Source organism: Clostridium sp. C8 (assembly GCF_001010885.1).
GTDB classification, from domain to species: Bacteria; Bacillota; Clostridia; order Clostridiales; family Clostridiaceae; genus Clostridium; species Clostridium sartagoforme.
Genome location: NZ_LBMX01000109.1, coordinates 39,924 through 65,101 on the forward strand (window position 1 = coordinate 39,924; position 25,178 = coordinate 65,101).

Consider the following 25,178-nt stretch of genomic DNA (forward strand, 5'->3'; position numbering starts at 1 on the left):
CCCTAATATTAGAAACCTTTTTTTATTACTTCATCAAAAATATATTCGTATATATATATCTTATGAGAAAAAGACATTACTGTAGATCTAACAACTTCTGATTCTCTAGTAACTCTTCTTGCAGAACTAGGTTCAGAAAAATTTCTTGTATCAAAAACAGCCTTTAGAGACTTTTCTAGTTCTACACAAAAAAAGTCATACGCTTCTTCTATAGGGCAAGTATTTATTTGCCCTCTTATTAAATTACATATTTCTTGTATAGTAAAAACCTGCTTTAATATACAAACTATAATTAAATATGCTAGATGCTTTTCATTATATTTTTTATCTTTTGGAGGAGAAACTACCTTTTGCTTAACATAATTATTAAGCATTGTCGGGGTAATTAGCCTTTCACTATGTCTTACATTAATTCCTTTTAATACATTTTCTATATATTCAATAACTTGCTCCTTATATAGTGGAACTTTAGGGAGTTCATTGTATCTTGGACAATGGAATTCTAAAATATTCCTCATTAGATTCTCACTTTTCCCTTTATTCATATTTCTTCTCCTATGAATCAATTATTTTAATAAATCATGCTTTTTTATTACTTGTATAGCAACACAACCTGGACCTCCTTGTGTTGTAAATACAGGACTTAGCAACTTAATTTCTATTTCTATATTTTTAATTGCTTCTAATATAATTTCCTTAGCTTCATGTGCTAAATCTTCTTTGCAGGCATGAGAAATATAGATTTTATAACTAGAATCAATATTCCATTCTAAAAAAGCTTCACTTATCTTTTTCATAGCTTTTTTATATGTACGTTTAGTAGCAAATTTTATAAGAGATTTACAATCTTCTGCTAAAGTCATAACCGGTACTAATTTTATTGCACTACCAATTTTACCAACTATAGATGATATCCTGCCCCCTCTTACTAAAAAGTCAAAATCGTGCGGAATTAAAAATGATTTTGATGTTTCGATAATTTCTTTTAATTCTTTTACTATTTCATCTTTTGTATAACTAGCTTCTGAAAGCTTTACTGCTAAATCTACCAAATATCTATGTGGTCCACATAAAGTTTTAGAATTTATAACCTCTATACGGTCTGGATTGTTATCCATATTTTTTGCCATGCATGCTGAATTATATGTACCTGACAGACCATCTGCCATAGAAATATTTATTATTTCATCATCTGGATATTTACTATATATATCTAGAACTTCTCCAATAGATGGTTGAGATGACTTAGGAATATGTCCTTGGTTTATTATATCAATAAAGTCTTCTGTATTAATGTCTTCATATTCTCTATATGTTTTATTATTAATGCTAACTGTAAGTGGTGCAATATCGATTTTATTAGCTTGTCCTTCTTTGATAGAATAAAGAGTTGATGAATCTGATACAATTTTAATCATATTTTATCTCCAATTTCGTATATTAATCTAATATATATAGTTTTTAAAACTATATGTTTCAGATTAACATACTAAGTTATTGATGTCAATGATAATTATGTAAACATTTTAATAATTCCTTCTAAACTATACTATTTATCTTAATTTAATTGATGAAAATAAAATCAATTATTAAAAACTTATTTAGTCTAATATAGAAATTGTATCAACTTTCCCAGTTTAATAATAAATACTACCTTTTATCAATTTGTCATAATATTCTATATTTTTCTTTAATACTTCGATATTAAATCTATATTTTATTACCAAATCATTACTTTTCACATTTTGATTTTATTTTGCTTATTAAGTAAACTCATTGTAATAAACCAAAGGAGGATGATGCATATGTGGGGCTTTGAAATTAAGCTCTAGGTGTGGTTGCATAAATATCTCATATTTATAAGTACAATCACCTTAACTTTATAGAGCTTAATGATTATTATCAAATATAAAGTTAATGAAAGAGGTATTTATTATGTCAAATTTAGCATTTAAAGTATATGAAAGAAATGTAAAGACAAATCAAAGTAAATTAAGAAAAACTGGTCAAATTCCAGGGATAATATATGGAGAGTTCCTTGATAATACTATTCCTATAAAAATGTGTAATGCAGAACTTAGAAGAATGCTTAGAAAAAACAATAGTGGATCTATTATAGAAATTGAATTAGATAATAAAAAATTTAATTGCGTGGTTAAAGATGTTCAGAAAAATAATCTACATGAAATATTACATGTAGATTTTCAATATATTAAACCAAATGAAGTTATAAAAATGAGAATTCCTATTAAAATTATTGGACAAGAAAATTTAGAATCTAAGAGATTGACATTGGAAACTCATAATTTGTTTATAGATTTACAAGGAAATGTTGAAAAAATTCCTGAATCAATCGAAATTAATGTTGCTGATATGAAAGCTGATGATAAAGTATTTATTGAAGATATTGTTATTCCACAGGAAATAACAATTTTAACTGATTCTAAAACTTTATTGGCTGTTGTAAGTAGCCAAATTGTTTAATTCTATAGTTTATTTATAAAAAAAAAGCTATACACTGCACTGTATAGCTTTTTCCATGGCAAAATATACTTTAATTTTAAGAAGTATGAACCGTACAATATTGCTAGAATAATTAACAAAATGACTATCTAGAATAAAACTCAACTATTAGATTTTCATTGATCATTATTGGTAATTCATTTCTTTGTGGATATCTAGTATAAACAGCCTTAAATTCATCTAAGTTAGATTCAATATAAGGTAAAGTATTTACATGAGCTTTTATGTTTTCAATATAGTTTGGAGATTTTCGTGCTTTTTCTGTTAATGAGATATTTGTTCCTGGTTCTACCTTATATGATGGAATATCAACTTTGTTTCCATTAACTAAGATATGTCCATGATTGACCATTTGTCTTGCTGCCCTAATAGAATTAGCAAAACCCATTCTGTATACAAGATTATCTAGTCTTGATTCCAATCTTATTAATAAAGCTTCTCCTGTTGTGCCTTCTTTAGTTTTAAAAGCATCTTCAACATATTTTCTAAATTGTTTTTCTAAAACCCCATAGTAAGCTCTTAATCTTTGCTTTTCTAATAGTCTAACTCCATATTCAGATAATTTTTTATCTGCTCTACTTGTTCCCTTAACAGCTCTATTCATAGCTTTTGGATGTCCTGAAACATTTAAGCCAAGTCTTCTACACTGTTTAAATCTTGGGCCTCTTTCTCTAGCCATGGTTTTCCTCCTCTTTAAAATTAAATTATGGGATAATAATATCACACTTCTTTAATAATTGAAAATAATTATCATTTGATTCTAAGACGATTATATTAATTTATTTTTATTTTTCTTGTATTTACTCACTAATTGATAATATTTATCAATTATTTCATTTAATTTAGTAATCCTTAAATCTTTATTTTATCACTACTATCATGTTAATAACTTATTATATTTAATCATTTTTATTTTTTAAACAATCTTCAGGATTTAACTTTACTCTTTTCCATTTTCCATTACTATCTTGAATATATTGAGCTACTTCTACATCATAGTCATTAGTTAAAGTATAAAATTGTATTTTATAGTTTTTATTATCATTTCCAAGGAAATATAAATTCTTGATATATCCATTCACTTCTGTTTTGTTCATCTCTTTAATAAACTTGCACCAATCTCCGTATTCTATTTGAACTTTTGATTCTGCATCATATACCCATCCGTGATATGGCGCACAAAGATAATTTTCGGGTGTTATGTTTATATTAGATATCTTATATTCATTTTTTATTTTACTCAACTCTATAAATCCATAATAATAAGTAAAACTGGCAACATTATTTTCTAAAGCTTGTATTGCTTCTATTTCATAAAAGTATTTAATATCATCATTATCACTTGGTACTTCTCTAAATTTTATTAAGCTTATATGAAATATATTAGAAAATGAATCTTTGTATTTTTTGAAACTTATCTTCGCTTTATATTCATCATCAAAAAGGTTATAAGCTATTTTATAAGGCTTATCCCCATCCCCTAATGAACCGCAGCCTATATATTTACCATTCACAGGATTAGCTGCTTCTCTTAATAAAGAAAAGTAATTTAAAATTGTATTCTCTGGACTATTTATGAATTTCATTGGTATTGATATATCATTGAATTTATTATCATAATAATTATTAATAAGTTCATTAATTTCTTCGTTGTTATTTAATACAGGAAGTTTTGATGGTCTAAAGTATTTTTCATTATCCAATACATTCACTACTTCCTTTTCATGTTGTTCTTCTAGCTTTTCATTTATGAGAAATGCTCCAACAATAAAATCCCTTTTATTATTTAGTATTACGTATTTATAAAATATAAGCCCAAAACATAATAAAACTAATAAAAATAATAAAAAATAACTTTTTCTCTTCTTAATATAAATTATCATTAACATACTCTCCATTTAATATACTTACTAAATATATTATTATGTTTATTCTATTAATATATTAAAATTACTTAATCTATGAAAAAAACTATGACTACCACTGTAATCATAGCTTTTTAATCTAATTACCTTTATTTTCAACATTACTTTTCTTGTTCAAATCAATAAAAGCTTTCTCATCTTCCATCACTTTATTTAAAGCTCTTATAAATAATTCAGTGGGTTGAGCTCCTGATACTGTAAATTTTTCATTAAGTATAAAGAATGGTACTGCATTTATTCCATAACGTCCTGCTAACTCTTCGTCACTTCTTACGCAATCACTATATTTATTAGTATTTAATATACTTATAGCTTCTTCTTTATTTAAGCCAATACTTTTTGCTATTTCAGCTAAAGTATTAAAATCACTTACATTTCTAGAGTCTGTAAAATATGCTTTGAATAAAGCTTCTGTCATTTCTTCCATTTTTCCATGCTCTTTAGCAAAATGGATCATTCTATGAGCATCAAAAGAATTTGTTGGTATTAAGGTATCAAAATTATATTCTAATCCCAGCTCTTTTGCTTGACTTACTATATTATCATTATTTAACTTAGCTTCTTCATAGGTAATTCCATACTTACTAGAAATAAGTTCATGTATATTTTTATCATTATGTTTTGATGCATTAGGGTTTAGTTCAAAACTACGATATATAACTTCTACCTCTTCCTTTTTATCAAAGCTTTCCAAAGCTGCTTCAAATTTACGTTTTCCTATATAACAAAATGGACAAAATATATCTGACCAAATTTCAACTTTCATTTTTATTCCTCCTTACTATGCAAAATAATTTACTACTTTAATAAATTTATTATTAATTACATCCAACTTATTTCCGCAATTTTTCTTGGTGTTGTTCTTAAATATTTTATATTAGGATATCCAATAACCATACAAGTTACGATTTGTTTACTTTCATCTAATCCTAAATAATCCATTATCTTTTTATTCCCTTGTGCTGCCCTTATAAAGAATCCACTAAAGAACGTTCCAAGTCCCAAAGCATTAGTCATAAGTTCCATATTTGAAGATGCAAGTGCACCATTTACTTGAGAGTTAGATATCACAAGTACTACTGCTGGTGCATTAAAGAATACTCTGTCTCCCTTTTTAGGATTTACTTTATAATCTTCATACATTTTTACCCACATTTCTGCATAAGTTTTAAATTTTATAGTTTCTTCATTTAAGTTATTTAGTAATTCTTGTCCCATTTGACTTAAACTTTCCAAGATCATTTCTCTTAGTTTATCAATTCCATTTTTTATAACCACATAAGAAACATCTTGACTATTACTTCCTGTTTGAGTAAATCTACCAGCTTCTATTATTTTTTGAAGTTTTTCATTTTCTACATCTTTATCTTTAAAATTTCTTATACTTCGTCTAAACTTAATGAAATTAAGTAAATTTTCTTCATTGACTTCAAACTCTTCTTTATTGTATTCCTTCACATCTTCCATTTTATATTCATTTGTTGAAACTGCATTCCTAGGACAAACCGCTATACAGTGTCCGCATTTAATGCACGTTATATTATTTATATTTGCTTTTCCATTAACTAGATTTATATCTCTTACAATACAATCATTAACACATAAACTACATCCAATACATTTTTCTTTATCTACTTTCATCATAATATATTCCCCCACTTTATTTTGACATAACTATAAATTAATTTTATAATTATTTTATATTATTAGTTTAATTCAAAAGCTTATATTGTGATTATATCATCCAAAAGTTACATATGTCTAATTGATATTTTTCATAAAATCATAACTAATAGTTATAGTTATTATACTATCAATATAACTTGAAAAATGCCTATGTTATTTAATTAAGGAGAATAAAATGAATCTACAACAATTAGAGTACTTTAAAACAATAGCACAAACCGAAAACTTTACAACTGCATCTAATTTGTTATCAGTAAGTCAACCTGCCTTAAGTAAAGCAATTTCAAAACTTGAAGAAGAATTAGAAGTTCCTTTATTTGAAAAGAATGGTCGTAACATTAAGCTTACACGATTCGGAAAAATGTTTTTACTTCATACAAATGCAGCTTTACTTGAAATAAATAAAGGTATAAAAGAATTAAAGGAAATAACAAATCCTAATACAGGCAGTATTTCTATTTCATCTACCTCTAGCATAGGAACATATTTTATGCCTTTTATAATAAGTGATTTCTTGAATAAAAATCCTAATACTAAATTTCAATTTAATCATGAATCAGTACAAAATATAATATGCGATTTAAAATCTAGAAAAATAGACTTAGGATTTTATGAATGTATAGAAAATATCATTATACCTTCTGAAATTGAATCAATCCCCATAAGAAAAGAAGAATATGTATTAATAGTTCCCAAAAATCATTATCTTTCAAATAAATCTAAAATATCCTTAAAAGAATTAGCCAATGAATCTTTTGTTGCCTTTTGCATAGATAATAAAGATAAGATGATTTCATACTCTGAGTTCTTAGGTTATATTCCTAAAATATCAATAAGACCTAGTGAAGCAAGTATGTTGGAGGGATTAGTAGCGGCAGGTGCGGGAATATCTATAGTTCCTAATACACCTATTATAAACACAAACGTTGTTTCTATATTAAAAATAGAAGAGAAGATTAAAGATAAAACGATTTATATGGGATGGCTTAAAAATGCTTATATGTCACCTATAGCAAAAATATTTAAGGAATTTGTAATTTCAACTCTTTAAAATAGTATATATGTGGCTTTAGATATAACTAAAGTAGTATATAACATTATTATATTATATACTACTTTTTCTTCTAATAATTATTCAATTGTATGACCTGTATTCTCTATACAGCTTTTTATACTTTGCTGTGTAGCTGGTTTATTATAAATAACTTCTACAGAGCCTCTTGACATATCAACACAAACTTGATTAACACCTTCAACCTTTTCTAATGAGTTTTTTAACTGTGTTTTCATATTTTCATTAGCTATTCCATTTACCTTACAATGTAATCTTTCCATTCTATATCTCCTTTCAAAATTGATACAAATATAGTATGTTCAAAATACATTCATATATATTCTATAGCTCTTAACAATTAATCTTTTATTCTTACTTAGTATTATTCAAATTGTATAATATTTTTATGATTTTAATGAAATTTATTATAATATTACATTTATTAATTGATAATTAATCCAATTCCTGGTATAATCATCATTGTTTTAAGATTTTATATGAAAGGGGGATTTAATATGAAAGATAAACTACTTTTAGGACTTGCTGAATTAACACAGTTAACTCCTATCAATAAGAAAGAAGCCTTATTTGGATTATATAGAGATTATAATGTTTCAATTAACTCAATTAATTATATATATTATATTGATTTTCCTATAAAGCTTACTAATGAATCTGAGGTAGATAATATTAATTCTTTTCTTAATGGTTTAAAAAAGGAATTTAAAAAGCTTAATTATGCTTCTTATAAACCTTACAGCATTCAACTTCAATATAATCCAGGCTATAAAAAATATAGAAATCCAGAAATAATATTATCTATATTAAATAAACTCATAGATTTTTCTGTTATGAACAACTTAGTTACTTCTTGTAGCTCTTGTGGAGAAAACATAGAAGTTTCACCATTTTTACTAGGTGCTAATATCATTCCTTGTTGTAAGAACTGTCAATTTGAAATTAAAAATACTATTAGTGAAAATCAAAATAACGTTCGAAATAAGGGTAACAATATTATCGGTGGAATCGTTGGTGGATTTATAGGTGCTCTACTTGGTTCAATAGTTTGGATATTAATATATCAAATGAATTATATAGCCGCAATTGCTGGACTAGCTATTGCCATATGTTGCATTAAGGGCTATCAATTACTTGGTGGAAAGCTAAATATAACAGGTGTTATTATTACTTCTATAATCACTATTATAATGGTTTATGTAGCAAATCATATTTCACTAGCCATAGACATCTACTCTGAATTTAAAAGTTTTTACGAAATAACATTCTTTGATGCATTAAGATCTGTCCCAGATTTTCTATCAGAACCTTCAATTAGAAGTGAGTTTATGAAAAACTTATTTATTGGTTATCTTTTAACATTTATAGGTTCAGCATCATATATTAAAAAGTCTTATAAAGAATTTAACTATAAAATAGAAGCTGAAGAATTAGAGTTGTAAAAAATTTTATATGTAAGTTTTGTTATTCTCTGGTTTCACTCAAAGTTAACGTAAACTTACATATTAGTATTTACCAACTGAAGGAATAAATAAGGCTGTTGAAAATCAACAGCCTTATATTATATTCTTATGTATTTATTATGAATTTTTCATTATTACGCTTTCAACTAGATTCGCCGCACTTTCACAAGCATCACAACATCTTTCAAAGTACTTAAATGTATCAGTCCAAGTCATTAATTCAATAGGATCCTTTGAACTAGTATATAAATTTCTTATACAACTAGTATATAATTTATCTCCTTCTTCTTCTAAATCATTAATATTTATTATTAACTTATTTATTGACGTAGACTTTTTATAATTATAAAATTCTTTCATTAATCCTTTTAATGCATCACAATTTTTTATGATTACATTAGAAAATTCTAAAGCTTCTTCTCTTAAACTAATTATATTAAACATATAAATTCTAGCTAATATATCTTCTATAGCATCTGTTACATTATCAATTTCATGAGCTAATTCTATTATATCTCCTCTTTCAATTGGAGTAATAAATTCTTTAGCTAATTTATTCATCATTTCATGTTTTTTTATATCTGCTGTATGTTCAATTTCATGCATTTCATCTATTTTGTTCTTTATTATATTTATATCAAAATTAGACAAAGTTTCATTAAGCAGACTAGCTGCGCTACAAGAATAATCAACTAATTCTGCTAACATTTCAAAATAATTATTTCCCTTTTTATTTGCCATTTTTAACTCTACTCCTTTAGGTGTAAAAATTTTTTTATATTTATATGTATGTTTTAATCAATCTTTTAAACAATTAACATAATATAATGTTAATTGCCATTAAAACTTATACACTAAAAAATTCCAATAAATAATTTTGCCATTAAAAATCCAATAAGACCGCAACCTGGGAAGGTAAGAATCCACGTCCAAAGCATTTCCTTAACTACTCCCCAATTTACTGAGCTTAATCTTTTCGCTGCTCCAACTCCCATTATAGAAGTGGTTTTAGTATGAGTAGTACTTACAGGTATTCCTGTTACTGATGAAACCAAAAGACATCCAGCAGCTGCTAAATCAGCTGAAAATCCCTGGTATTGCTCTAATTTAACCATATCCATACCTACTGCTTTTATTATCTTATATCCACCAATAGATGTTCCTAATCCCATAACCAAAGAACAAAGTATCATTAGCCAAATTGGAATAACAAAATTTTCAACGCTACCTTGACCATTAGCTAAAAATATTCCAAGCATAAATACTCCCATAAACTTTTGTCCATCCTGTGCACCATGCATAAATGCCATTGCTGCACCTCCAGCAATTTGTGAACCTTTAAAGAAGCTACTAGTTTTTTTACGATCAACTCCACGGAATATAATTTCTATTAATTTCACAGTAAGCCATCCCATAGCAAATCCTAATCCAGTAGAAAGTACTAATCCATAAACTACCTTTATCCATTCCCCTCCATTGATACCGCTAAATCCACCTTGAAGGGCAATTGCAGCTCCTGATATACCAGCTATTAAAGCATGACTTTCACTTGTTGGAATTCCAAAATACCATGCTGCTGTTGCCCATACTACAATTGCAAACAATGAAGCACATAAAGCAACTAAGGCATTTCCAGAATCACCTCCGAAGTCTACCATATTATATATTGTCATTGCTACATTAGCATTTATCATAGTCATTACAAAAACCCCAAGGAAATTAAAAATAGCTGCCATTAAAATTGCAGAACGAGGTCCTATTGCACGAGTCGATACACATGTAGCTATAGCATTTGGCGCATCTGTCCATCCATTTACTAAAATAACTCCTAAAGTTAAAATTACAGTTATTAATAATGCCGGATTTTCTACTACTTGTCTTAAAAATTCAAAAAAAGAAATAGTCATTAAATATCTCCTTCCAATACATTAACCATTATTTATAATATAGAAAACTTTTATTTATAATATAATAAATATGTAATTATATTATATGAATTGTAATAAAATCTTCTCAAATTAACAATGTGATTATATAATATTCTATATTAAAAATACAAGTTGAATTTCCATTTTATTCCCAAAATCCTCTGTTAAATTATTGTTAAATACAAGTTAAATTTATTTTAACCAAATTGAAATACTATATTTATTATGCTTATTTTTTTTGCATTTATATATTTTTTTACTTTTTATTCTTTTAAAAATTCTCATCTTTTTTAACTTGCTTTTAAGTTTATCTTTTAACAATATTGAAATCTCCAATCATATTAATTCTCTTCTTATCCAGATCATTTTTATATTGATATCTTTAAGATTATATAATTCTGAGTTTGAAATAATATTAAATTACATTCATATAAAATATACTTTTTAATTTAAATTTATGTTATATATATTTTATAAACAACTTCATCTGGAAATATAAGTTGCTTGTTTATATATTTTCTATGTGTACTACAATATTCATAAATTACTATTCATCTCATATTGGGTTCACCCCCTACATATGTTACTATAGGTTCAACAGATCAAACCAAACAAATCTTACGATCTGAGGAGGAATTTAGATATGATTAAATCAAGACTAATTGCAATATTATTATCAGGTTGTTTAACAACTGGGGTTGGTGCAGGAAGTTACTTCCTAAATTCAGAGAACCCAAAGATAATAAATATCAAAGAGGTTGTTGAAGCGAAACTAAATGAATCAAATAAAAATTCAAATGACAATAAAGAAAATTCAAATAATCAAATAGATGATAATTCAAAAGAAAATGCTTCAAATGAAAATACTTCAAATGATTCAACTACTGAAAACAGTAATACAGTTAGTGAAACAGTAACTGAAACACCAAAAGAAAATGAAACTACTAAACCAGATACTATAAATAATGAAACTCCAGCTAACAATGAAGTTATCCCTTCTGAAACTACTACGGGTGGAACTCAAGCTGAAGCTTCAGATAGTTATATAGCTGAAATAGAACAAGCTATATTTGCAAGAGTAAATCAAGAAAGAGCTGCTGCTGGTCTTCCAGCACTATCTTATAGCAACACTATGCAACACTATGCTAGACTAAAGTCTAAGGATATGGGCGATAGAGGATACTTTGATCACACTAATCCAGAAGGTAAATTAATAACAGAACAAATGAAAGCTGATGGTGTATCTTATAAAGCATGGGGAGAAAATATAGCATATATCTCTGGTGTATCAGGAAATGCTAAATTAGCAACTCAATTTATGGACAACTGGATGAACTCATCAGGACATAGAGCAAATATACTCTCTTCAAACTTTTCAAGCATAGGAGTTGGAGTTTATAAAATAGGAAACACTTACTATGCAACACAAGAATTTTATAAATAATTAAATTTAAAAGACATTTAGCAGTTTTCTGCTAAATGTCTTTTTTCAACTTCTTAGTGCTTTATAAAAATCTCCATTTTTATTTATCATACCTTGAATTTCAGAAAAAGGTATTTTAAATGTTATAAATCCTTCTGAATATGGGCCGATTTCATATGGCTGAAAATATATATACAAATTATTATCATCAATATAAAAGCCTTGATCTGGATTTATACCTTTGAATTGCTCTTTAAAAACATAATCATATTGTTTATCATTATCTATCCTATCTTTAATAATATTATTTAGTTCTCCAACCCAGTTTACTCCCCCCATAAATAAATCACTTAAGGTGTAAAATTTACCTGTTTTTAAATCAATAATTGGAGTTTTCTTTATTGGCATTCCATGTGCTGCTTTTACAGGATAATAATATCCCTCAATTTCTAAACCTAATAAATTATTTTCAAAATATTTTATACTAAAATCTCCATAATAGTCATAATCTAATATATCATCTTCTGTAATAGGAGTATTCTTTTGGTTTCCTTTCTCATCCTCAGGAATAAAATACGAAAATCGTCTTAATCTATTATTTATTTGAGCTTCTACGTTTTCATCGTCTAATCCCTGTACCTTAGGATAGTATATTAAATAATTAATATTTGGCTTATACTTTTGAATTAATATACTATACTTATCATCAAGTTTTATAATATCACTTGGTTTATGCACTACTTTTCCTGACTTATCTAAATAATAAGGTGAATTATCTATATTAGCATATATTAATCCATTCTTTACTGATAATTCTCCACTTCCACTAACTGATGGAAGATCCGTTACTTTATTACCTGAATTATCTATAAAAAATGTATTTGTTTCATCAGATGCATATGCTAGTCCATCTTTATATTCACCTACATATCTATATATAAAATCTGTTAACACTTTTCCACTTGTATCACCTATTGCATATATATTTCTAAGTTTTATATCCCCTTCTCCTATACCCATACCTAATGCAAGTCTATCTTCTCCTATGTTCTTAATATCATTAAATATAGGTTGATATATATATTCTCCTTTTTTATTAATAACTCCATATGGTCCTCCAAAGCTATCTGCCTCACTAACTACGGCTACCCCATCTTTAAACGCTTCAGCCTGTTTAAATTTCGGTGGAATTACTACCTTTCCATCAATATCTATATATCCTAGCGGACCATCTTGAGAGTTTCCAAATACCATAAGTCCTTCAGAATATTGTGATACATAATTATAATTATAAGTGTTTATAACTTGCTCATATAGATTAATTAATCTATATTCTCCATTCCTTACTTTTATTAAAGCTATACTATCTTTAAATTTACCCACATCTAAATATATAGGTTGTATTTCTTCAGCTCCATCAAAATAAAGATATCCATATCTATAACCTTCATCAACAGTTTGAGATCCTATAATAGCTCTTTTTTCATTATAATCGCTTATATAATCATAATCTTTATTATTTATTATATTTCCTTTATCATTAAAAACTCCCATATTATTGTTAAGAGAAAAAATTGCTCTATTTTCTTTAAAGTCATTTATATTATCATAAATTGGTTTTACTACATACTCTCCGCTTTTATTTATTATTCCAAACTTTTCTCCATCTTGCACTACTGCTAATCCTTTATTATTAAAATCATACGCATTTGTATATATTGGTGGGATTAAAAAATTCCCCTTAAAATTCATATATCCATAAAGCCTACCTTTGGCTGTATTTTCTAAAGCAGGATATAACTTTTCATTAATCATTTCTACCTGTCTTTTTAATTCTTTTTTTTTATTCTTTTTTCTAGAACTCACCCTACTTCTCCCTATTAATACTATTAATTTTTATTATATGAAGAACATAGTCTCAATGTGGCTAAATTATTAATAATATTTATAAAAACATAGAATTATTCTAAAGTAGGCAATTAAGAATAAAAACTTAAAAATTAAAATAAATTTCTATTTTAAAAATAATATTGATGATTCTGGTATCTTCAAATATAATCCATCTTTATGTTTTCTATTATCCCATTCTTCTTTTTTAATTTTATATAAAATTGTATTTTTGTTTTCTTTATTTTTATTTTTTAAAAGTATGCTATATTCAAATACATTTTCTACTATTTTATCTATTTGACAATCTAAAATATTTTTTTCTGTTTTAAAATTAGTATTAACAATTTCAAAGCTATGAGCTCTAATGCCAATATAATTAATTTCTTTAGGTATTTCTTTTTCTATTTCTAATGTAATATCCCAATCAATTGCATAAACTTTATTTGAAGAAACTACCTTGCATCTTGAAATATTCTTACATCCTGTAAGCATTGCTGCTTCCATTAGTTTTGGATCTCTAAATACTTCTTTAGTATTTCCTAGTAAAATTGAATTTCCTTTATCTATAATAACAATATTGTTACAAAATTTATAAACTTCATCTCTACTGTGAGTTACCATTAATACCTCTCCATCATAAAGTTTTAAAAATTCCAAAACTTCACTTTGAAGCTTTTCTTTCAGATGTGAATCTAAGGCAGAAAATGGTTCATCAAGCATTAGTATATCTGGCTTGTATATTATACACCTTGCCATAGCAACTCTTTGTTGTTGTCCACCTGAAAGCTGATTAGGATATTTCTTCTCTAACCCCTGTAGATGAAATTTTTTTATAATTTCACTTACTCTTCTTTCTTTCTCAATTTTTGAAGTCAATAACCCTATTCCTATATTTTCTTCTACTGTCATATTGGGAAATAAAGCATAGTTCTGAAATAAGTAACCAATATGTCTATCCTGAGGTTTTAAGTTAATTTTTCTATACGAATCAAATAATACTTTTCCATTAAGGACTATACGACCTTCATCTGGAGTTTCAATTCCTGCAATACATTTTAAAGTCATACTTTTTCCACTACCAGATGATCCAAGTATCCCTAAATATTCTCCATTGGTTTCAAAAGAAACATCAAGAGAAAATCCCTTTAACTTTTTCTTTATATCTACAAATAAACTCATTGTACTCTTCCTTATCTTAAATTTTCTCTTTCTCGTGAAGCAAAATAATTGGTTAGAACAACAATAATAAACGATATTAAAGTAACTATTAAAACATAAATTAATGCAGAATCCATATTTCCTGCTGCAACTTCTGCATAAATTGCTAGAGGTAAAGTTCTTGTCTTATTGGCTATGTTCCCGGCAATCATAGCTGTAGCTCCAAACTCTCCAAGCCCTCTTGCAAAAGCTAAAATCCCTCCTGAAACAACGCCCGGTAATGCCAGCGGCATCATTACACGCCAAAAAATTTTTTTTTCAGACATACCAAGTGTTCTTGCCGCCATTATTAAATTTTTATCAACTTGTTCAAAGGCACCTCTTGCTGATCTATACATAAGCGGGAAAGATATTACGACTGAAGCTATAACTGTAGCACTCCAAGAAAAAACAATTTTTACACCTAAAAATTCTAATAAAAACTTCCCGATTGGCCTATTTACCCCAAATATAATTAAAAGGAAAAATCCCATTACTGTTGGTGGTAATACTAATGGCAATGTTAATATGCCTTCTAATATCATTTTTATTTTTTCAGACCTTATTTTTATAATAAATCTTGCTGCAAAAAGTCCTAACAAAAATGTTAAGACCATTGATACCAGTGCAGTTTTTAAAGAAATTAATATTGGTGATATATCCATTTTATTCTCCTATTTATTTGATGTAAAACCGTAAGTTTCAAATACTTTAATTACTTCATCAGATTGTAAAAAATCTGTAAAAGCTTTTGCTGAATCATTATTTTTAGTAGATTTTATTATTCCTATTGGATAAATTACTTTAGCTACAGTTCCTTCCTTTGCTTCTGCTACAACTTCAACCTTATTATTTGAAGCTGCATCAGTAGAATATACAACTCCAGCATCAGCACTACCTTCAGCAACCCAGGTTAAAACTTCAGTAACATTTGTTCCTAAGCTCGCTTTTGAAGAAACTACTTCCCATAACTTAAGATTTTCAAATAACTCCTTTGCATATTGTCCTGCTGGTACACTAGCTGGATCTCCTATAGCAATTTTATCAGATTTTACTATATCTTCAAAGGTCTTTATGCCTTTATCATTTTCTTTTGGTGTAATAAGAACAACTTTATTTTCAAGAAGTTCAACTATAGAATTTTCAGAAATTAACCCTTTTTCATTTAATTCTTTCATTTGCTTTATTGCTGCTGACATAAATACGTCTATATCCGCTCCTTCTTGAATTTGAGATTGTAATTTTCCTGAACTGTCATAAGTTCCTTGTACTTTAATATTAGGATATTTTTCTTGAAACATTGGAATCAATTTATCTTCCATACAATTTTTTAAACTAGCTGCTGCTGCAACTGTAATTATTGTCTCTTTTTGGCTAGAATCATTTTGTGATTCATTAGCTTTATTTTTTGTACATCCAACTAAAGAAACTATAAAAAGCAAGATACTTAAAACTAAACTTACTCTTTTTTTCATTTTACTTCCCCCTATTATTAAATTTATAATCTAGTTAATTAATTCTAAAACATAATTAAACAGTACTAAACATAACTAAACATAATAAAACTAGATGATTGTATTATAATGTAAACATTTGCTAGTGTCAAATATTTTTCATATTTAGATTTATTTACCATTTTATAAAAAAGTTCACATATTTAATTTTTCTAGAACTAATTATCAAATTTATTAATTGTTAAATTCACATTATTATGTTAAATTATTACTTATAATAGATGAAAACTGAAGGAGGAAAAGATAAATAAAATGAATGATGATATGCTTTATACACCAGATGAAATTGCAAAGAAATTAAAAATAACTAAGAATACTGTGTACGAAATGATAAAACGTGGAGATTTAGATGCACATCGTATGGGTAAGCACCTTCGTATATCTAATTCACAATTTGAAATTTATCTTTTAAAATCTAAAGGCTACGAAAATACTTATGAAGCAACTTTAACTTATGATAATGAAGAAATCTTCGCAAATATAAGATCAGTTAAAATACAAGTCAATACAGAACTAGATGGAAATGTATTAATTTCTATTCCTTCAGAAGATATTATACTAAGTAAAGGAATTTTTATAAGTAGTGCACGAAATGTTCATAAAGGTATAGTTACTGATATTATAGTTGATGGGGCTAGTGTAAAAGTAATCTTAGATATTGGTATTCCTTTAGTCTCCTTAATAACTAAAAAATCTCTAGATGATATGTGTATTGAAAAAGGAATTGAAGTTTATGCTATTTTTAAAACAATGTCTGTAAAAGTTTATAAATAACAAAAAACCACGATAATTCATCGTGGCTTTTTATTAATTTTAATATTAAGAATTTTGCTCTGATTTAATCATTTTATGCATTTCATTATTAAGTACATTGTATATAGCTTTTGCGACACCCAATTTATCATTACTATCTGTTATGTATTTTGCTATAGCTTTAACTTCTGGTATAGCATTTTTCATTGCCACTGTTTCTTCAAATATTTCAAACATTGAATAATCATTAAAGCTATCTCCAAGTATCATAACTTCCTCTTTAGGAATTTCCATTTTATTAGCTACTTTTTCTAGTATAATTCCTTTTTGAGCATTTATATCTGTTATTTCTATGTTATCTCTAAATGATGAAGATATTGCTAAACCATCAATTTTTGATATAACCTTTTTCATTTCATCTATAAGTTCTATATCCTTATGGAAAGCTACAAACTTTCTAATTTCTAAACCTTTTTCAAACAATTCTTGTATATCCTTGACATATTGCAAAGATGTAAAAAACCCTAAATTTTCAGCTATTTCTCTAGCTTCATTTTCTGTTAAAGATGGATTAAAACTCATAGTTCTAAATACCACTTCTTTAAGAGCTTCTTCTCTTGTAGATGTAGTAAACACGCCTTCTGAAGTAAATATACGACCTGACAATTTATTTTCTTCTAAAATTTTTATTACTTTTCTAGCACTTTCTTCTTTTATATTTATTACATCCAATATATTTCCATTTTCATCTCTATATTCTGCTCCATTTGAAAGTACACACTGAGACTTTATATCATGCCTATCTAATATATCTTTAACACTTTCATATTCTCTTCCTGTTGATATTGCAAATATTATCCCTGCCTCATTTGCTTTTTTAATTGCTTCTACTGTTTCCTTATCTATATCATGATCATTATTTAATAAGGTTCCATCCATATCCGATGCTATAAGTCTTATCATCAGAACTCCTCCATTCTCATATTATATTTCCATCCATTATATAATATCATATATTTGTAATTTTACATAAATTTATGCTTATTATCTATAACTTAAATTACTTATAAATTTCATAATAACTATTTAACTACTTTTACATATATTCTAGAAATTTAGATATAAAAGTATTGCATATAAAAATACTCTTATATCTAAACTTAACTAAATATAAGAGTACTTTTTACTATTTATTATATTGTGGCTCTTGCTGTTTTACAAAATCAAGTCTTGATTGAAGTGATTGTTCAACACTTTCCATTGTACTTGCAAGTTGATTAAACATCTGTTTTGCTTCCTGATTATCTGTATCTAGCGAAAATGTCTTCATATCAGCAGCTAGCCCTTTAGCACTAGCTAATGCTGTTTCTAGTTTAGTTCCTGTTGGCATAATATTCCCTCCTTATATTTTTTTATTGCAACTATATTTTGTTCATTACTAATCTAAATATTCTATTTCTATATTTCTTTTGTTATGAAATATATTCCTTTTGAACCTAATTTATATTTAATAATACCTTTTTATATTTTAAACAAATATTTGTATTAAGAAATGAATGAAAAGCAATTTTACTGGTTAAAGTAAATTAGTAGGAATCTTATATATAAAGGAGGCTTTTATATGACTGCTATTTCCAAAGTAAAACAAACATTAGCTACACTAAAAGGGGCTGAATCTACTTTAGAAATGTATTCATTACAAGAATGTGATGAAGAATCTAGAAATATTTATACCGAAGCATCTAAAGAAATAAATAATATAAAAAAAGATTTAGAAAAAAGAATAGGATTCATGGAGTTTGAAGAACCACAATATAAAGGTAACTAAGGAGGTAGCATATGAATTCTTGGCTAATAGTATTATTTAATTCAATATTTCTATTTTTTTTGACATTACTTATAACAAGATATATGAAAAAAAAGACTTTATCTAGAGCCACTCCATTTGATTTTATTTCTTACGGTGTTATAGCTATTATAATTTCTTTAATTTCTCTAAATTTAATTGATAATAATTATTTTGGTCTAATTGCATTAGCCATATGGGCCATATTACCAATTATATTGGACTATGCTTCAATGAAGAGTAAGTCTATTTATAATATAGTACATGGCAAAGAAAGAGTTTTAATAAAAAACGGAAAAATAATGGAAGATAATTTATCAAAAGAAAAAATTACAGGACAAGAATTTCTTCAACAATTGCGTTCAAAAAAAGCTTTTAACTTAGCTGATGTTGAATTTGCCATTATGGAAACAAACGGTGATATAAATGTTAGCTTAAAGGCTGATAAAAAACCTATTACTTCACATGATTTAGGGAAAAAAGTTGGTTCTAAAGCTGAAACTCAAACAGTTATTCTAGATGGAAATATATTAAATGAAGGACTTACTAATGCTGGATTAAACCATGGGTGGCTTACAACGCAATTAGAAATTAAAGGCGTATGTCTTGAAAATGTTTTTCTAGGCCAAGTTGATTCTTCAGGAGATTTGTATGTAGATCTTTTCGATGATATGATTCAGGTTCCTAAAACTGAAATTAAGGAAATGCTATATGCAAGTCTACAAAAGACCCAAGCTGACCTTATGTCATTTTCTTTAGACACCGACAATAAAGACGCAAAAGATATGTACTTAAATGATGCAAAAAAGCTAGAACAAATTCTAATAAAATTAGAACCACATTTACTACGTTAGAAGGTGAAAGATATGTCAAATATGAAAAAGAAAAAAATGACTCCAGCTCAACAACAATATGATGCCTTAGTAAATACCATAGAACCTAAAAGACCTATTTTAAAAAATTGTTTTAATGCATTTTGGGTTGGAGGTACAATATGCTTAATTGCTCAGATATTCCAGTGGATTTTTATCAATTATTTCAATTTTGATGAAAAGACTTCAACTTCTCCTACTTATATACTTTTAATCTTTTTGTCAGCCTTATTCACTGGGTTAGGAATTTATGATCACCTTAGTCAATGGGCTGGAGCTGGCTCTGCTGTACCTATTACTGGATTTGCTAATTCCATAGCTTCTTCTTCAATTGAACATAAAAGTGAAGGATTTGTTCTTGGGGTAGCTGGAAATATGTTTAGGTTAGCTGGTGCAATTATTGTTTATGGAGTTTTTTCGGCTTTTATAGTGGCTACAATAAAAATGATAATATTATGGTTGGGGGCGATGTAAATGCTTAAAGGACATCAATCTTGGATTTTTAATTCTAAACCTACAATATTAGCTTCTGCTGCTGTTGGTGGACCTTTTGAAGGAAATGGTGCTTTAGCTGATGATTTTGATATAATCACTGAAGATTTATGGGTTGGTCAAGATAGTTATGAAAAAGCAGAAAAAGCTCTACTTGAACATGCTTGTGAAAGAGCAATACAAAAAGCAAATTTACAAAAAGAAGATATTAATTTCTTTTTTAGTGGAGATCTAATGAATCAAATCATCTCTAGTAGCTTTGCTGCTAGAACCTTAGGAATTCCATTCTTAGGAGTGTTTGGTGCATGCTCTAGTTCAATGGAAGGCTTAGCTTTAGCAGCTCGTTTAATAGATAGCAAAGCTGCTAATTATGTCTTAGCTGCTGCAAGTAGTCATAACGCTGCTGCTGAAAAACAATTTAGATACCCTACAGAGTATGGTGTGCAAAGACCTCCTAGTGCTCAATGGACAGTAACTGGAGCTGGAGCTGCAGTAATTGCACAAAATGGAAATGGTCCTAAAATAACTTCTGCTACTATAGGCAGAGTTATAGATATGGGTATTTCAGATCCATATAATGTTGGTGCTGCTATGGCCCCAGCAGCTGTAGATACTATAGAATCTCATTTTAGAGATTTAAACATTGATGCTTCACATTATGACCTTATTGCAACTGGTGATTTAGGAAAAGTTGGTCACGAACTTGCAAATGCTTTATTTGAAAAACATGGTATAAATATGCCCCAACATATATTTACAGACTGTGGACTTTTAATATATAAAAAAGAACAACCAAGCTTTTCTGGTGGAAGTGGTTGTGGCTGTTCTGCTACTGTAACTTATGGTCATTTGCTTAATCGAATGCGCAAAGGAGAATTAAAAAAGATACTAATTGTTGCAACTGGTGCCCTAATGTCCCCTATATCCTTTCAACAAAAAGAAAGTATACCTTGTGTTGCTCATGCTGTATCTATAGAAATGTAAAAAGAAGGTGTGATTTATAATATGGAGAAATTTATATTTGCCTTTATAGTGGGTGGGATAATTTGTGTTATTGGTCAGCTTATAACAGATATTTTAAAAGTTACCCCTGCACATACAACTTGTACACTAGTTGTAGTTGGCGCAATTTTAGGAGGATTTGGTTTGTATGATCCTTTAGTAAAATTAGCTGGTGCTGGTGCATTTGTGCCTATAAGTAGTTTTGGAAATGCTCTTGTAACTGCAGCGATAACCGAAGCTGAACAAACAGGCTTTGTAGGAATATTTACTGGACTTTTAAAAACAGTAAGTGGTGGTGTTTCCGCAGCAATAGTATTTGGATTCTTTGGTGCAATTATATTTAAACCTAAAGGATAGGGGGAGAAATTAAAGATTGAAGAGTGAAAAAGTGAAAGAGTTATTGAAAGAATTAATAACCATTTACTAAATAGTTTCATTAAAAATCCAACTGGGATTTTTCACTTAACTTTTTCCCTTTTCCCTTTCCACTATTTTGCAAGCAAAATATTTTAATTGCTAAACATCCCTGCGCCTTTTACAATTTCTTGTTCATTAAATAAACTTAAAACAGCCTCACTGTAATCATCTACTCTTTGTGCTTTTTTTATCTTCTTAGCATATTTTTTATTGTCTGAAAATATGTAAATCATATATCCCCATAACTCTTTCATTCTATAAAGTGCAATATTATCATCATTAAATATTTCTCTATAATTATTAAAAATTTCCTCATGAAATTCTTTTAACACTTTTTTATTTATAAAAATATTATTTTTTATTTCATCAATTAATCCTGGATTAGCTAATATTCCTCTTCCTATCATTATTGTATTTAATTCTGGAAATTCCTTTGACAACCTATTATGATCTTCTAATGTAAAGACATCACCGTTATAGCATACTGGATTGCTACTTAATAATAATCCATCTTTAAATACTTCTAAATTAGGTTTATTTCCATAAAAATCTTCTCTAGTTCTAGGATGAATTATTAATTCTTCTAATGGATATTTATTGTAAATTTTTATTAACTCATAAAATTCCTCAGGACTATCTTTTCCTATTCTAGTTTTTATAGAAATTTTCATATCATATATTTTATATATTTCATCTAAAAACTTATCAAGTTCTTCTCTTTTAGCTAAAAATCCTGAGCCTCTATTTTTAGAAACAACAGTTCCTGAAGGACATCCTAAATTTAAATTAATCTCACTATAACCTAATTGCTGCAATTTTCTAGCTGTTGTAATAAATCCTTCTGAATCATTAGTAAGTATTTGAGGAACAATATTTATTCCTTTATTATTTTCAGGTAAGATATCTCTCAATTCTTTAGTCTTAAAACTTTTACTACTAGTTGGAACAATAAATGGTGTAAAATATTTATCTATGTTATCAAAAAATTTTTTATATGAATTTCTATATATAAATCCAGTAATTCCTTCCATTGGTGCTAAATAATACTTCATAAAATAACTCCTCACATAAACATTCTAAAAAACATTATATCAGCCTTCTATTCTCTTATCCACTTAAATTTATACACTTCTGAATCCCAATTTACCTTTTCACTAAAAATTGTTTTGCAATTTAAAAAAAACTATTGACGTATTACAAAATAAAAAGTAAAATTAAATAAATTTTAAGTTTAGTTTTAAATGATTAATATAAAAGCCTTGATGGGAAGAGTAGTTATTAAGATGTAGTTAAAGCGAATCAGTGATGGTGAGAGACTGATACGAAGCTGATAATGAAGAACATCCCGGAGCTTCCAAACGAAATTTGTTAAGAGTAGTCTTGGACGGAGCCAAACCGTTATAGCTTGGACAGTATCGAATTTATTCAAGAAAATTCCGTACTGATTAAAGAGAGCTTTATAAGCTAATTTAGGTGGTACCGCGGAAGTATAAGTCTTTCGTCCTAGTTGATAGGATGAAAGGCTTTTTTATTTTATATTTTTATCGGGGAGGAATATTAAGATGTGTACAATTATGTGTTATACAGGAACTGATATGAAACATGAAAAATTTGCTGAGGCATTACAAAGAACTGAGTCTAGGGGTCCAGATATGACTGAAATTCTAACTTTACCTTCTGGTATTTTGGGTTTTCAAAGACTTTCTATTATGGATTTAAGTTTTAGTGGAATGCAGCCATTTACAAGAAAAAGAGATGCCTCTATATGTAATGGTGAAATTTACGGATTCCGTAAAATTAAAGAAGATTTAATAGCTAAAGGTCATAAATTTATTTCTAATAGTGATTGTGAAATACTTCTTCCAATGTACTATGAATATGGACTAGATATGTTTTCTAAATTAGATGCAGAATATGCAACTGTTATTTATGATGGAGAAAAAGATAGTTTTATTGCTGCAAGAGATCCTATTGGAATTCGCCCCTTATTTTACGGATATTCTGAGACAGGTAAAATCATGTTTGCTAGTGAAGCAAAAAACTTAGTTGGTCTTACAAATAAGATTATGGCATTTCCACCAGGATATTATTATGCTGATGATAAATTTACCTGCTATTGTGATATTACAGAAGTAAAAGATGATTACTACACAGATGACTTAGACACTATTTGCAGTAATATTCATGATAAATTAGTAACTGCCATAGAAAAACGTATGGATGCTGATGCTCCTATAGGATTCTTATTAAGCGGTGGATTAGATAGCTCCTTAGTATGTTCAATTGCTCAAAAGATGTATCCTGAAAAGCAAATAAAAACCTTTGCTATAGGTATGACTGAAGATGCTATTGATTTAAAGTATGCTAAAGAAGTAGCTGATTATATTAATAGTGATCATACAGTTATTTATATGACAAAAGAAGAAGTTATAAATTCACTTGATGAAGTTATAAAACTTCTTGGTACCTATGATATTACTACTATAAGAGCTAGTATTGGAATGTATCTAATTTGCAAGAAAATCTATGAAATTTCTGATGTAAGAGTTCTTTTAACAGGTGAAATTTCTGATGAATTATTTGGCTATAAATACACTGATTTTGCTCCAAATGCAGAAGAATTCCAAAAAGAGTCCCAAAAAAGGATTAAAGAATTATTTATGTATGATGTGCTTCGTGCAGATCGTTGTATAAGCTCAAATTCTTTGGAGGCAAGAGTACCTTTTGGTGATTTAGATTTTGTAAAGTATGTTATGGCTATTGATCCTGAAAAAAAGTTAAATAAATATAACATGGGAAAATATCTTTTAAGACATTCTTTTGAAGGAGATTATCTTCCTAATAGTATTTTATATCGCGAAAAGGCAGCCTTTAGTGATGCAGTAGGACATTCCATGGTTGATTATTTAAAGGAGTTTGCAGAAAAGTCTTATAGTGATGAAGAATTTGAAAAACTATGTGATCAATATAAATATCATGCCAAACCATTCACAAAAGAATCTTTATTATATAGAGAAATATTTGAAAAATATTATCCAAATCAAGCAGAAATGATAGTTGACTTTTGGATGCCAAATAAGGAATGGGAAGGCTGTGCAGTAAATGATCCTAGTGCTAGAGTATTATCAAATTATGGCGCTAGCGGACTATAATAATACTTCATACAGTTTTGTGT

27 protein-coding genes and 1 other annotated feature are annotated in these 25,178 nt (G+C 27.7%); of the genes, 11 read left to right on the forward strand and 16 right to left on the reverse strand.

The window, feature by feature from the left end; all coding sequences use genetic code 11:
- Window positions 1–8: 8 nt before the first annotated feature.
- Together AAT22_RS17830 and AAT22_RS17835 are read right to left on the reverse strand one after the other, a co-directional pair.
- Window positions 9–545, reverse strand: a complete 537-nt coding sequence (locus AAT22_RS17830; RefSeq protein WP_016208935.1) for a DUF1836 domain-containing protein — start codon at window positions 543–545, stop codon at window positions 9–11.
- A gap of 21 nt (window positions 546–566) precedes the next feature.
- Window positions 567–1,418, reverse strand: coding sequence for a DegV family protein (locus AAT22_RS17835; protein ID WP_016208936.1), 852 nt, complete (start codon window positions 1,416–1,418; stop codon window positions 567–569).
- A 517-nt stretch (window positions 1,419–1,935) separates the two neighbouring features.
- Here AAT22_RS17835 and AAT22_RS17840 point away from each other — a divergent pair.
- Complete coding sequence (locus AAT22_RS17840) at window positions 1,936–2,484, forward strand: 50S ribosomal protein L25 (RefSeq protein ID WP_016208937.1); 549 nt, start codon at window positions 1,936–1,938, stop codon at window positions 2,482–2,484.
- 124 nt (window positions 2,485–2,608) lie between these two features.
- On the opposite strand, the gene rpsD is transcribed toward AAT22_RS17840, so the two are convergent.
- The 4 genes from rpsD to AAT22_RS17860 form a co-directional block, all read right to left on the reverse strand.
- Window positions 2,609–3,202 carry a 30S ribosomal protein S4 gene (gene rpsD, locus AAT22_RS17845; RefSeq protein WP_016208938.1) on the reverse strand — a complete coding sequence of 198 codons (594 nt, stop codon included), beginning with the start codon at window positions 3,200–3,202 and terminating at the stop codon, window positions 2,609–2,611.
- 220 nt (window positions 3,203–3,422) lie between these two features.
- Window positions 3,423–4,406, reverse strand: coding sequence for a hypothetical protein (locus AAT22_RS17850; RefSeq protein WP_016208939.1), 984 nt, complete (start codon window positions 4,404–4,406; stop codon window positions 3,423–3,425).
- Window positions 4,407–4,527: 121 nt separating this feature from the next.
- Window positions 4,528–5,214, reverse strand: a complete 687-nt coding sequence (locus tag AAT22_RS17855; protein WP_047002237.1) for a DsbA family oxidoreductase — start codon at window positions 5,212–5,214, stop codon at window positions 4,528–4,530.
- Between the two features lie 56 nt (window positions 5,215–5,270).
- Entirely contained in the window at window positions 5,271–6,092 is an 822-nt protein-coding gene (locus tag AAT22_RS17860; RefSeq protein WP_016208941.1) for a nitroreductase family protein, read from the reverse strand.
- Between the two features lie 217 nt (window positions 6,093–6,309).
- Here AAT22_RS17860 and AAT22_RS17865 point away from each other — a divergent pair, with 217 nt between their 5' ends.
- The gene (locus AAT22_RS17865) at window positions 6,310–7,185 is read left to right on the forward strand and encodes a LysR family transcriptional regulator (RefSeq protein ID WP_016208942.1); all 876 of its coding nucleotides are present in this window, start codon (window positions 6,310–6,312) and stop codon (window positions 7,183–7,185) included.
- Between the two features lie 80 nt (window positions 7,186–7,265).
- Here the strand turns inward: AAT22_RS17865 and AAT22_RS17870 are convergent, their stop codons facing one another.
- Window positions 7,266–7,469 (reverse strand): heavy-metal-associated domain-containing protein, encoded by a 204-nt coding sequence (locus AAT22_RS17870; RefSeq protein WP_016208943.1) that lies wholly within the window; start codon window positions 7,467–7,469, stop codon window positions 7,266–7,268.
- Between the two features lie 234 nt (window positions 7,470–7,703).
- Here AAT22_RS17870 and AAT22_RS18685 point away from each other — a divergent pair, with 234 nt between their 5' ends.
- Window positions 7,704–8,648, forward strand: a complete 945-nt coding sequence (locus AAT22_RS18685; RefSeq protein ID WP_052954009.1) for a hypothetical protein — start codon at window positions 7,704–7,706, stop codon at window positions 8,646–8,648.
- A gap of 138 nt (window positions 8,649–8,786) precedes the next feature.
- Here AAT22_RS18685 and AAT22_RS17880 read toward each other — a convergent pair whose 3' ends face one another.
- Together AAT22_RS17880 and AAT22_RS17885 are read right to left on the reverse strand one after the other, a co-directional pair.
- The gene (locus AAT22_RS17880; RefSeq protein WP_016208944.1) at window positions 8,787–9,410 is read right to left on the reverse strand and encodes a DUF47 family protein; all 624 of its coding nucleotides are present in this window, start codon (window positions 9,408–9,410) and stop codon (window positions 8,787–8,789) included.
- Between the two features lie 113 nt (window positions 9,411–9,523).
- Window positions 9,524–10,576 (reverse strand): inorganic phosphate transporter, encoded by a 1,053-nt coding sequence (locus AAT22_RS17885; RefSeq protein ID WP_047002238.1) that lies wholly within the window; start codon window positions 10,574–10,576, stop codon window positions 9,524–9,526.
- Between the two features lie 664 nt (window positions 10,577–11,240).
- Here AAT22_RS17885 and AAT22_RS17890 point away from each other — a divergent pair.
- Window positions 11,241–12,041, forward strand: a complete 801-nt coding sequence (locus AAT22_RS17890) for a CAP domain-containing protein (RefSeq protein WP_047002239.1) — start codon at window positions 11,241–11,243, stop codon at window positions 12,039–12,041.
- A 45-nt stretch (window positions 12,042–12,086) separates the two neighbouring features.
- Here AAT22_RS17890 and AAT22_RS17895 read toward each other — a convergent pair whose 3' ends face one another.
- From AAT22_RS17895 to modA, 4 genes are all read right to left on the reverse strand, one after another.
- A complete protein-coding gene (locus tag AAT22_RS17895) occupies window positions 12,087–13,886 on the reverse strand; it encodes a WG repeat-containing protein (protein WP_047002240.1) in 1,800 nt (599 codons plus the stop codon).
- 147 nt (window positions 13,887–14,033) lie between these two features.
- A complete protein-coding gene (locus tag AAT22_RS17900; RefSeq protein WP_047002241.1) occupies window positions 14,034–15,089 on the reverse strand; it encodes an ATP-binding cassette domain-containing protein in 1,056 nt (351 codons plus the stop codon).
- An 11-nt stretch (window positions 15,090–15,100) separates the two neighbouring features.
- Window positions 15,101–15,772 carry a molybdate ABC transporter permease subunit gene (modB, locus tag AAT22_RS17905; protein WP_047002242.1) on the reverse strand — a complete coding sequence of 224 codons (672 nt, stop codon included), beginning with the start codon at window positions 15,770–15,772 and terminating at the stop codon, window positions 15,101–15,103.
- Window positions 15,773–15,781: 9 nt separating this feature from the next.
- Window positions 15,782–16,582 (reverse strand): molybdate ABC transporter substrate-binding protein, encoded by an 801-nt coding sequence (modA, locus tag AAT22_RS17910; protein WP_047002243.1) that lies wholly within the window; start codon window positions 16,580–16,582, stop codon window positions 15,782–15,784.
- 291 nt (window positions 16,583–16,873) lie between these two features.
- Here modA and AAT22_RS17915 point away from each other — a divergent pair, with 291 nt between their 5' ends.
- Window positions 16,874–17,395, forward strand: coding sequence for an excisionase family DNA-binding protein (locus AAT22_RS17915; protein ID WP_047002244.1), 522 nt, complete (start codon window positions 16,874–16,876; stop codon window positions 17,393–17,395).
- Window positions 17,396–17,440: 45 nt separating this feature from the next.
- Here the strand turns inward: AAT22_RS17915 and AAT22_RS17920 are convergent, their stop codons facing one another.
- Together AAT22_RS17920 and AAT22_RS17925 are read right to left on the reverse strand one after the other, a co-directional pair.
- A complete protein-coding gene (locus AAT22_RS17920; protein WP_016208952.1) occupies window positions 17,441–18,337 on the reverse strand; it encodes a Cof-type HAD-IIB family hydrolase in 897 nt (298 codons plus the stop codon).
- A gap of 223 nt (window positions 18,338–18,560) precedes the next feature.
- Window positions 18,561–18,764, reverse strand: a complete 204-nt coding sequence (locus AAT22_RS17925) for a DUF1657 domain-containing protein (RefSeq protein WP_016208953.1) — start codon at window positions 18,762–18,764, stop codon at window positions 18,561–18,563.
- Between the two features lie 231 nt (window positions 18,765–18,995).
- On the opposite strand from AAT22_RS17925, the gene AAT22_RS17930 reads away from it, so the two are divergent.
- Genes AAT22_RS17930 through spoVAE form a run of 5 tightly spaced genes read left to right on the forward strand, consistent with a single transcriptional unit; the run spans window position 18,996 to window position 21,943 of the window.
- A complete protein-coding gene (locus AAT22_RS17930; protein WP_016208954.1) occupies window positions 18,996–19,202 on the forward strand; it encodes a DUF1657 domain-containing protein in 207 nt (68 codons plus the stop codon).
- 11 nt (window positions 19,203–19,213) lie between these two features.
- Entirely contained in the window at window positions 19,214–20,074 is an 861-nt protein-coding gene (locus tag AAT22_RS17935) for a DUF421 domain-containing protein (RefSeq protein ID WP_047002245.1), read from the forward strand.
- Window positions 20,075–20,086: 12 nt separating this feature from the next.
- Entirely contained in the window at window positions 20,087–20,566 is a 480-nt protein-coding gene (spoVAC, locus tag AAT22_RS17940; RefSeq protein ID WP_047002246.1) for a stage V sporulation protein AC, read from the forward strand.
- Window positions 20,567–21,568: a stage V sporulation protein AD gene (gene spoVAD, locus AAT22_RS17945; RefSeq protein WP_016208957.1), complete on the forward strand. Its 1,002-nt coding sequence runs from the start codon at window positions 20,567–20,569 to the stop codon at window positions 21,566–21,568. It begins immediately after the preceding gene.
- A 21-nt stretch (window positions 21,569–21,589) separates the two neighbouring features.
- Window positions 21,590–21,943: a stage V sporulation protein AE gene (gene spoVAE / locus AAT22_RS17950; protein ID WP_016208958.1), complete on the forward strand. Its 354-nt coding sequence runs from the start codon at window positions 21,590–21,592 to the stop codon at window positions 21,941–21,943.
- Between the two features lie 152 nt (window positions 21,944–22,095).
- Here the strand turns inward: spoVAE and AAT22_RS17955 are convergent, their stop codons facing one another.
- Complete coding sequence (locus AAT22_RS17955) at window positions 22,096–23,055, reverse strand: tRNA-dihydrouridine synthase family protein (protein WP_047002247.1); 960 nt, start codon at window positions 23,053–23,055, stop codon at window positions 22,096–22,098.
- Window positions 23,056–23,253: 198 nt separating this feature from the next.
- Window positions 23,254–23,512, forward strand: a binding site (T-box leader).
- A 53-nt stretch (window positions 23,513–23,565) separates the two neighbouring features.
- Between AAT22_RS17955 and asnB the strand changes: the two genes are divergently transcribed.
- On the forward strand, window positions 23,566–25,155 hold the full coding sequence (gene asnB, locus AAT22_RS17960; protein ID WP_047002248.1) for an asparagine synthase B: 1,590 nt from the start codon (window positions 23,566–23,568) through the stop codon (window positions 25,153–25,155).
- Window positions 25,156–25,178: the final 23 nt, after the last annotated feature.

Bases quoted from the DNA above. Each gene is read 5' to 3' on its own strand.
- AAT22_RS17855 (WP_047002237.1), bottom strand. From the start codon at position 5,214: ATGAAAGTTGAAATTTGGTCAGATATATTTTGTCCATTTTGTTATATA.
- AAT22_RS17860 (WP_016208941.1), bottom strand. From the start codon at position 6,092: ATGATGAAAGTAGATAAAGAAAAATGTATTGGATGTAGTTTATGTGTT.
- spoVAD (WP_016208957.1), top strand. From the start codon at position 20,567: ATGCTTAAAGGACATCAATCTTGGATTTTTAATTCTAAACCTACAATA.
- asnB (WP_047002248.1), top strand. From the start codon at position 23,566: ATGTGTACAATTATGTGTTATACAGGAACTGATATGAAACATGAAAAA.
- AAT22_RS17850 (WP_016208939.1), bottom strand. From the start codon at position 4,406: ATGATAATTTATATTAAGAAGAGAAAAAGTTATTTTTTATTATTTTTA.
- AAT22_RS17830 (WP_016208935.1), bottom strand. From the start codon at position 545: ATGAATAAAGGGAAAAGTGAGAATCTAATGAGGAATATTTTAGAATTC.
- rpsD (WP_016208938.1), bottom strand. From the start codon at position 3,202: ATGGCTAGAGAAAGAGGCCCAAGATTTAAACAGTGTAGAAGACTTGGC.
- AAT22_RS17840 (WP_016208937.1), top strand. From the start codon at position 1,936: ATGTCAAATTTAGCATTTAAAGTATATGAAAGAAATGTAAAGACAAAT.
- AAT22_RS17955 (WP_047002247.1), bottom strand. From the start codon at position 23,055: ATGAAGTATTATTTAGCACCAATGGAAGGAATTACTGGATTTATATAT.
- AAT22_RS17935 (WP_047002245.1), top strand. From the start codon at position 19,214: ATGAATTCTTGGCTAATAGTATTATTTAATTCAATATTTCTATTTTTT.
- AAT22_RS17880 (WP_016208944.1), bottom strand. From the start codon at position 9,410: ATGGCAAATAAAAAGGGAAATAATTATTTTGAAATGTTAGCAGAATTA.
- AAT22_RS17915 (WP_047002244.1), top strand. From the start codon at position 16,874: ATGAATGATGATATGCTTTATACACCAGATGAAATTGCAAAGAAATTA.
- spoVAC (WP_047002246.1), top strand. From the start codon at position 20,087: ATGTCAAATATGAAAAAGAAAAAAATGACTCCAGCTCAACAACAATAT.
- AAT22_RS17870 (WP_016208943.1), bottom strand. From the start codon at position 7,469: ATGGAAAGATTACATTGTAAGGTAAATGGAATAGCTAATGAAAATATG.
- AAT22_RS17835 (WP_016208936.1), bottom strand. From the start codon at position 1,418: ATGATTAAAATTGTATCAGATTCATCAACTCTTTATTCTATCAAAGAA.
- AAT22_RS17885 (WP_047002238.1), bottom strand. From the start codon at position 10,576: ATGACTATTTCTTTTTTTGAATTTTTAAGACAAGTAGTAGAAAATCCG.
- spoVAE (WP_016208958.1), top strand. From the start codon at position 21,590: ATGGAGAAATTTATATTTGCCTTTATAGTGGGTGGGATAATTTGTGTT.
- modA (WP_047002243.1), bottom strand. From the start codon at position 16,582: ATGAAAAAAAGAGTAAGTTTAGTTTTAAGTATCTTGCTTTTTATAGTT.
- AAT22_RS17930 (WP_016208954.1), top strand. From the start codon at position 18,996: ATGACTGCTATTTCCAAAGTAAAACAAACATTAGCTACACTAAAAGGG.
- AAT22_RS18685 (WP_052954009.1), top strand. From the start codon at position 7,704: ATGAAAGATAAACTACTTTTAGGACTTGCTGAATTAACACAGTTAACT.
- AAT22_RS17900 (WP_047002241.1), bottom strand. From the start codon at position 15,089: ATGAGTTTATTTGTAGATATAAAGAAAAAGTTAAAGGGATTTTCTCTT.
- AAT22_RS17925 (WP_016208953.1), bottom strand. From the start codon at position 18,764: ATGCCAACAGGAACTAAACTAGAAACAGCATTAGCTAGTGCTAAAGGG.
- AAT22_RS17865 (WP_016208942.1), top strand. From the start codon at position 6,310: ATGAATCTACAACAATTAGAGTACTTTAAAACAATAGCACAAACCGAA.
- AAT22_RS17920 (WP_016208952.1), bottom strand. From the start codon at position 18,337: ATGATAAGACTTATAGCATCGGATATGGATGGAACCTTATTAAATAAT.
- modB (WP_047002242.1), bottom strand. From the start codon at position 15,772: ATGGATATATCACCAATATTAATTTCTTTAAAAACTGCACTGGTATCA.
- AAT22_RS17890 (WP_047002239.1), top strand. From the start codon at position 11,241: ATGATTAAATCAAGACTAATTGCAATATTATTATCAGGTTGTTTAACA.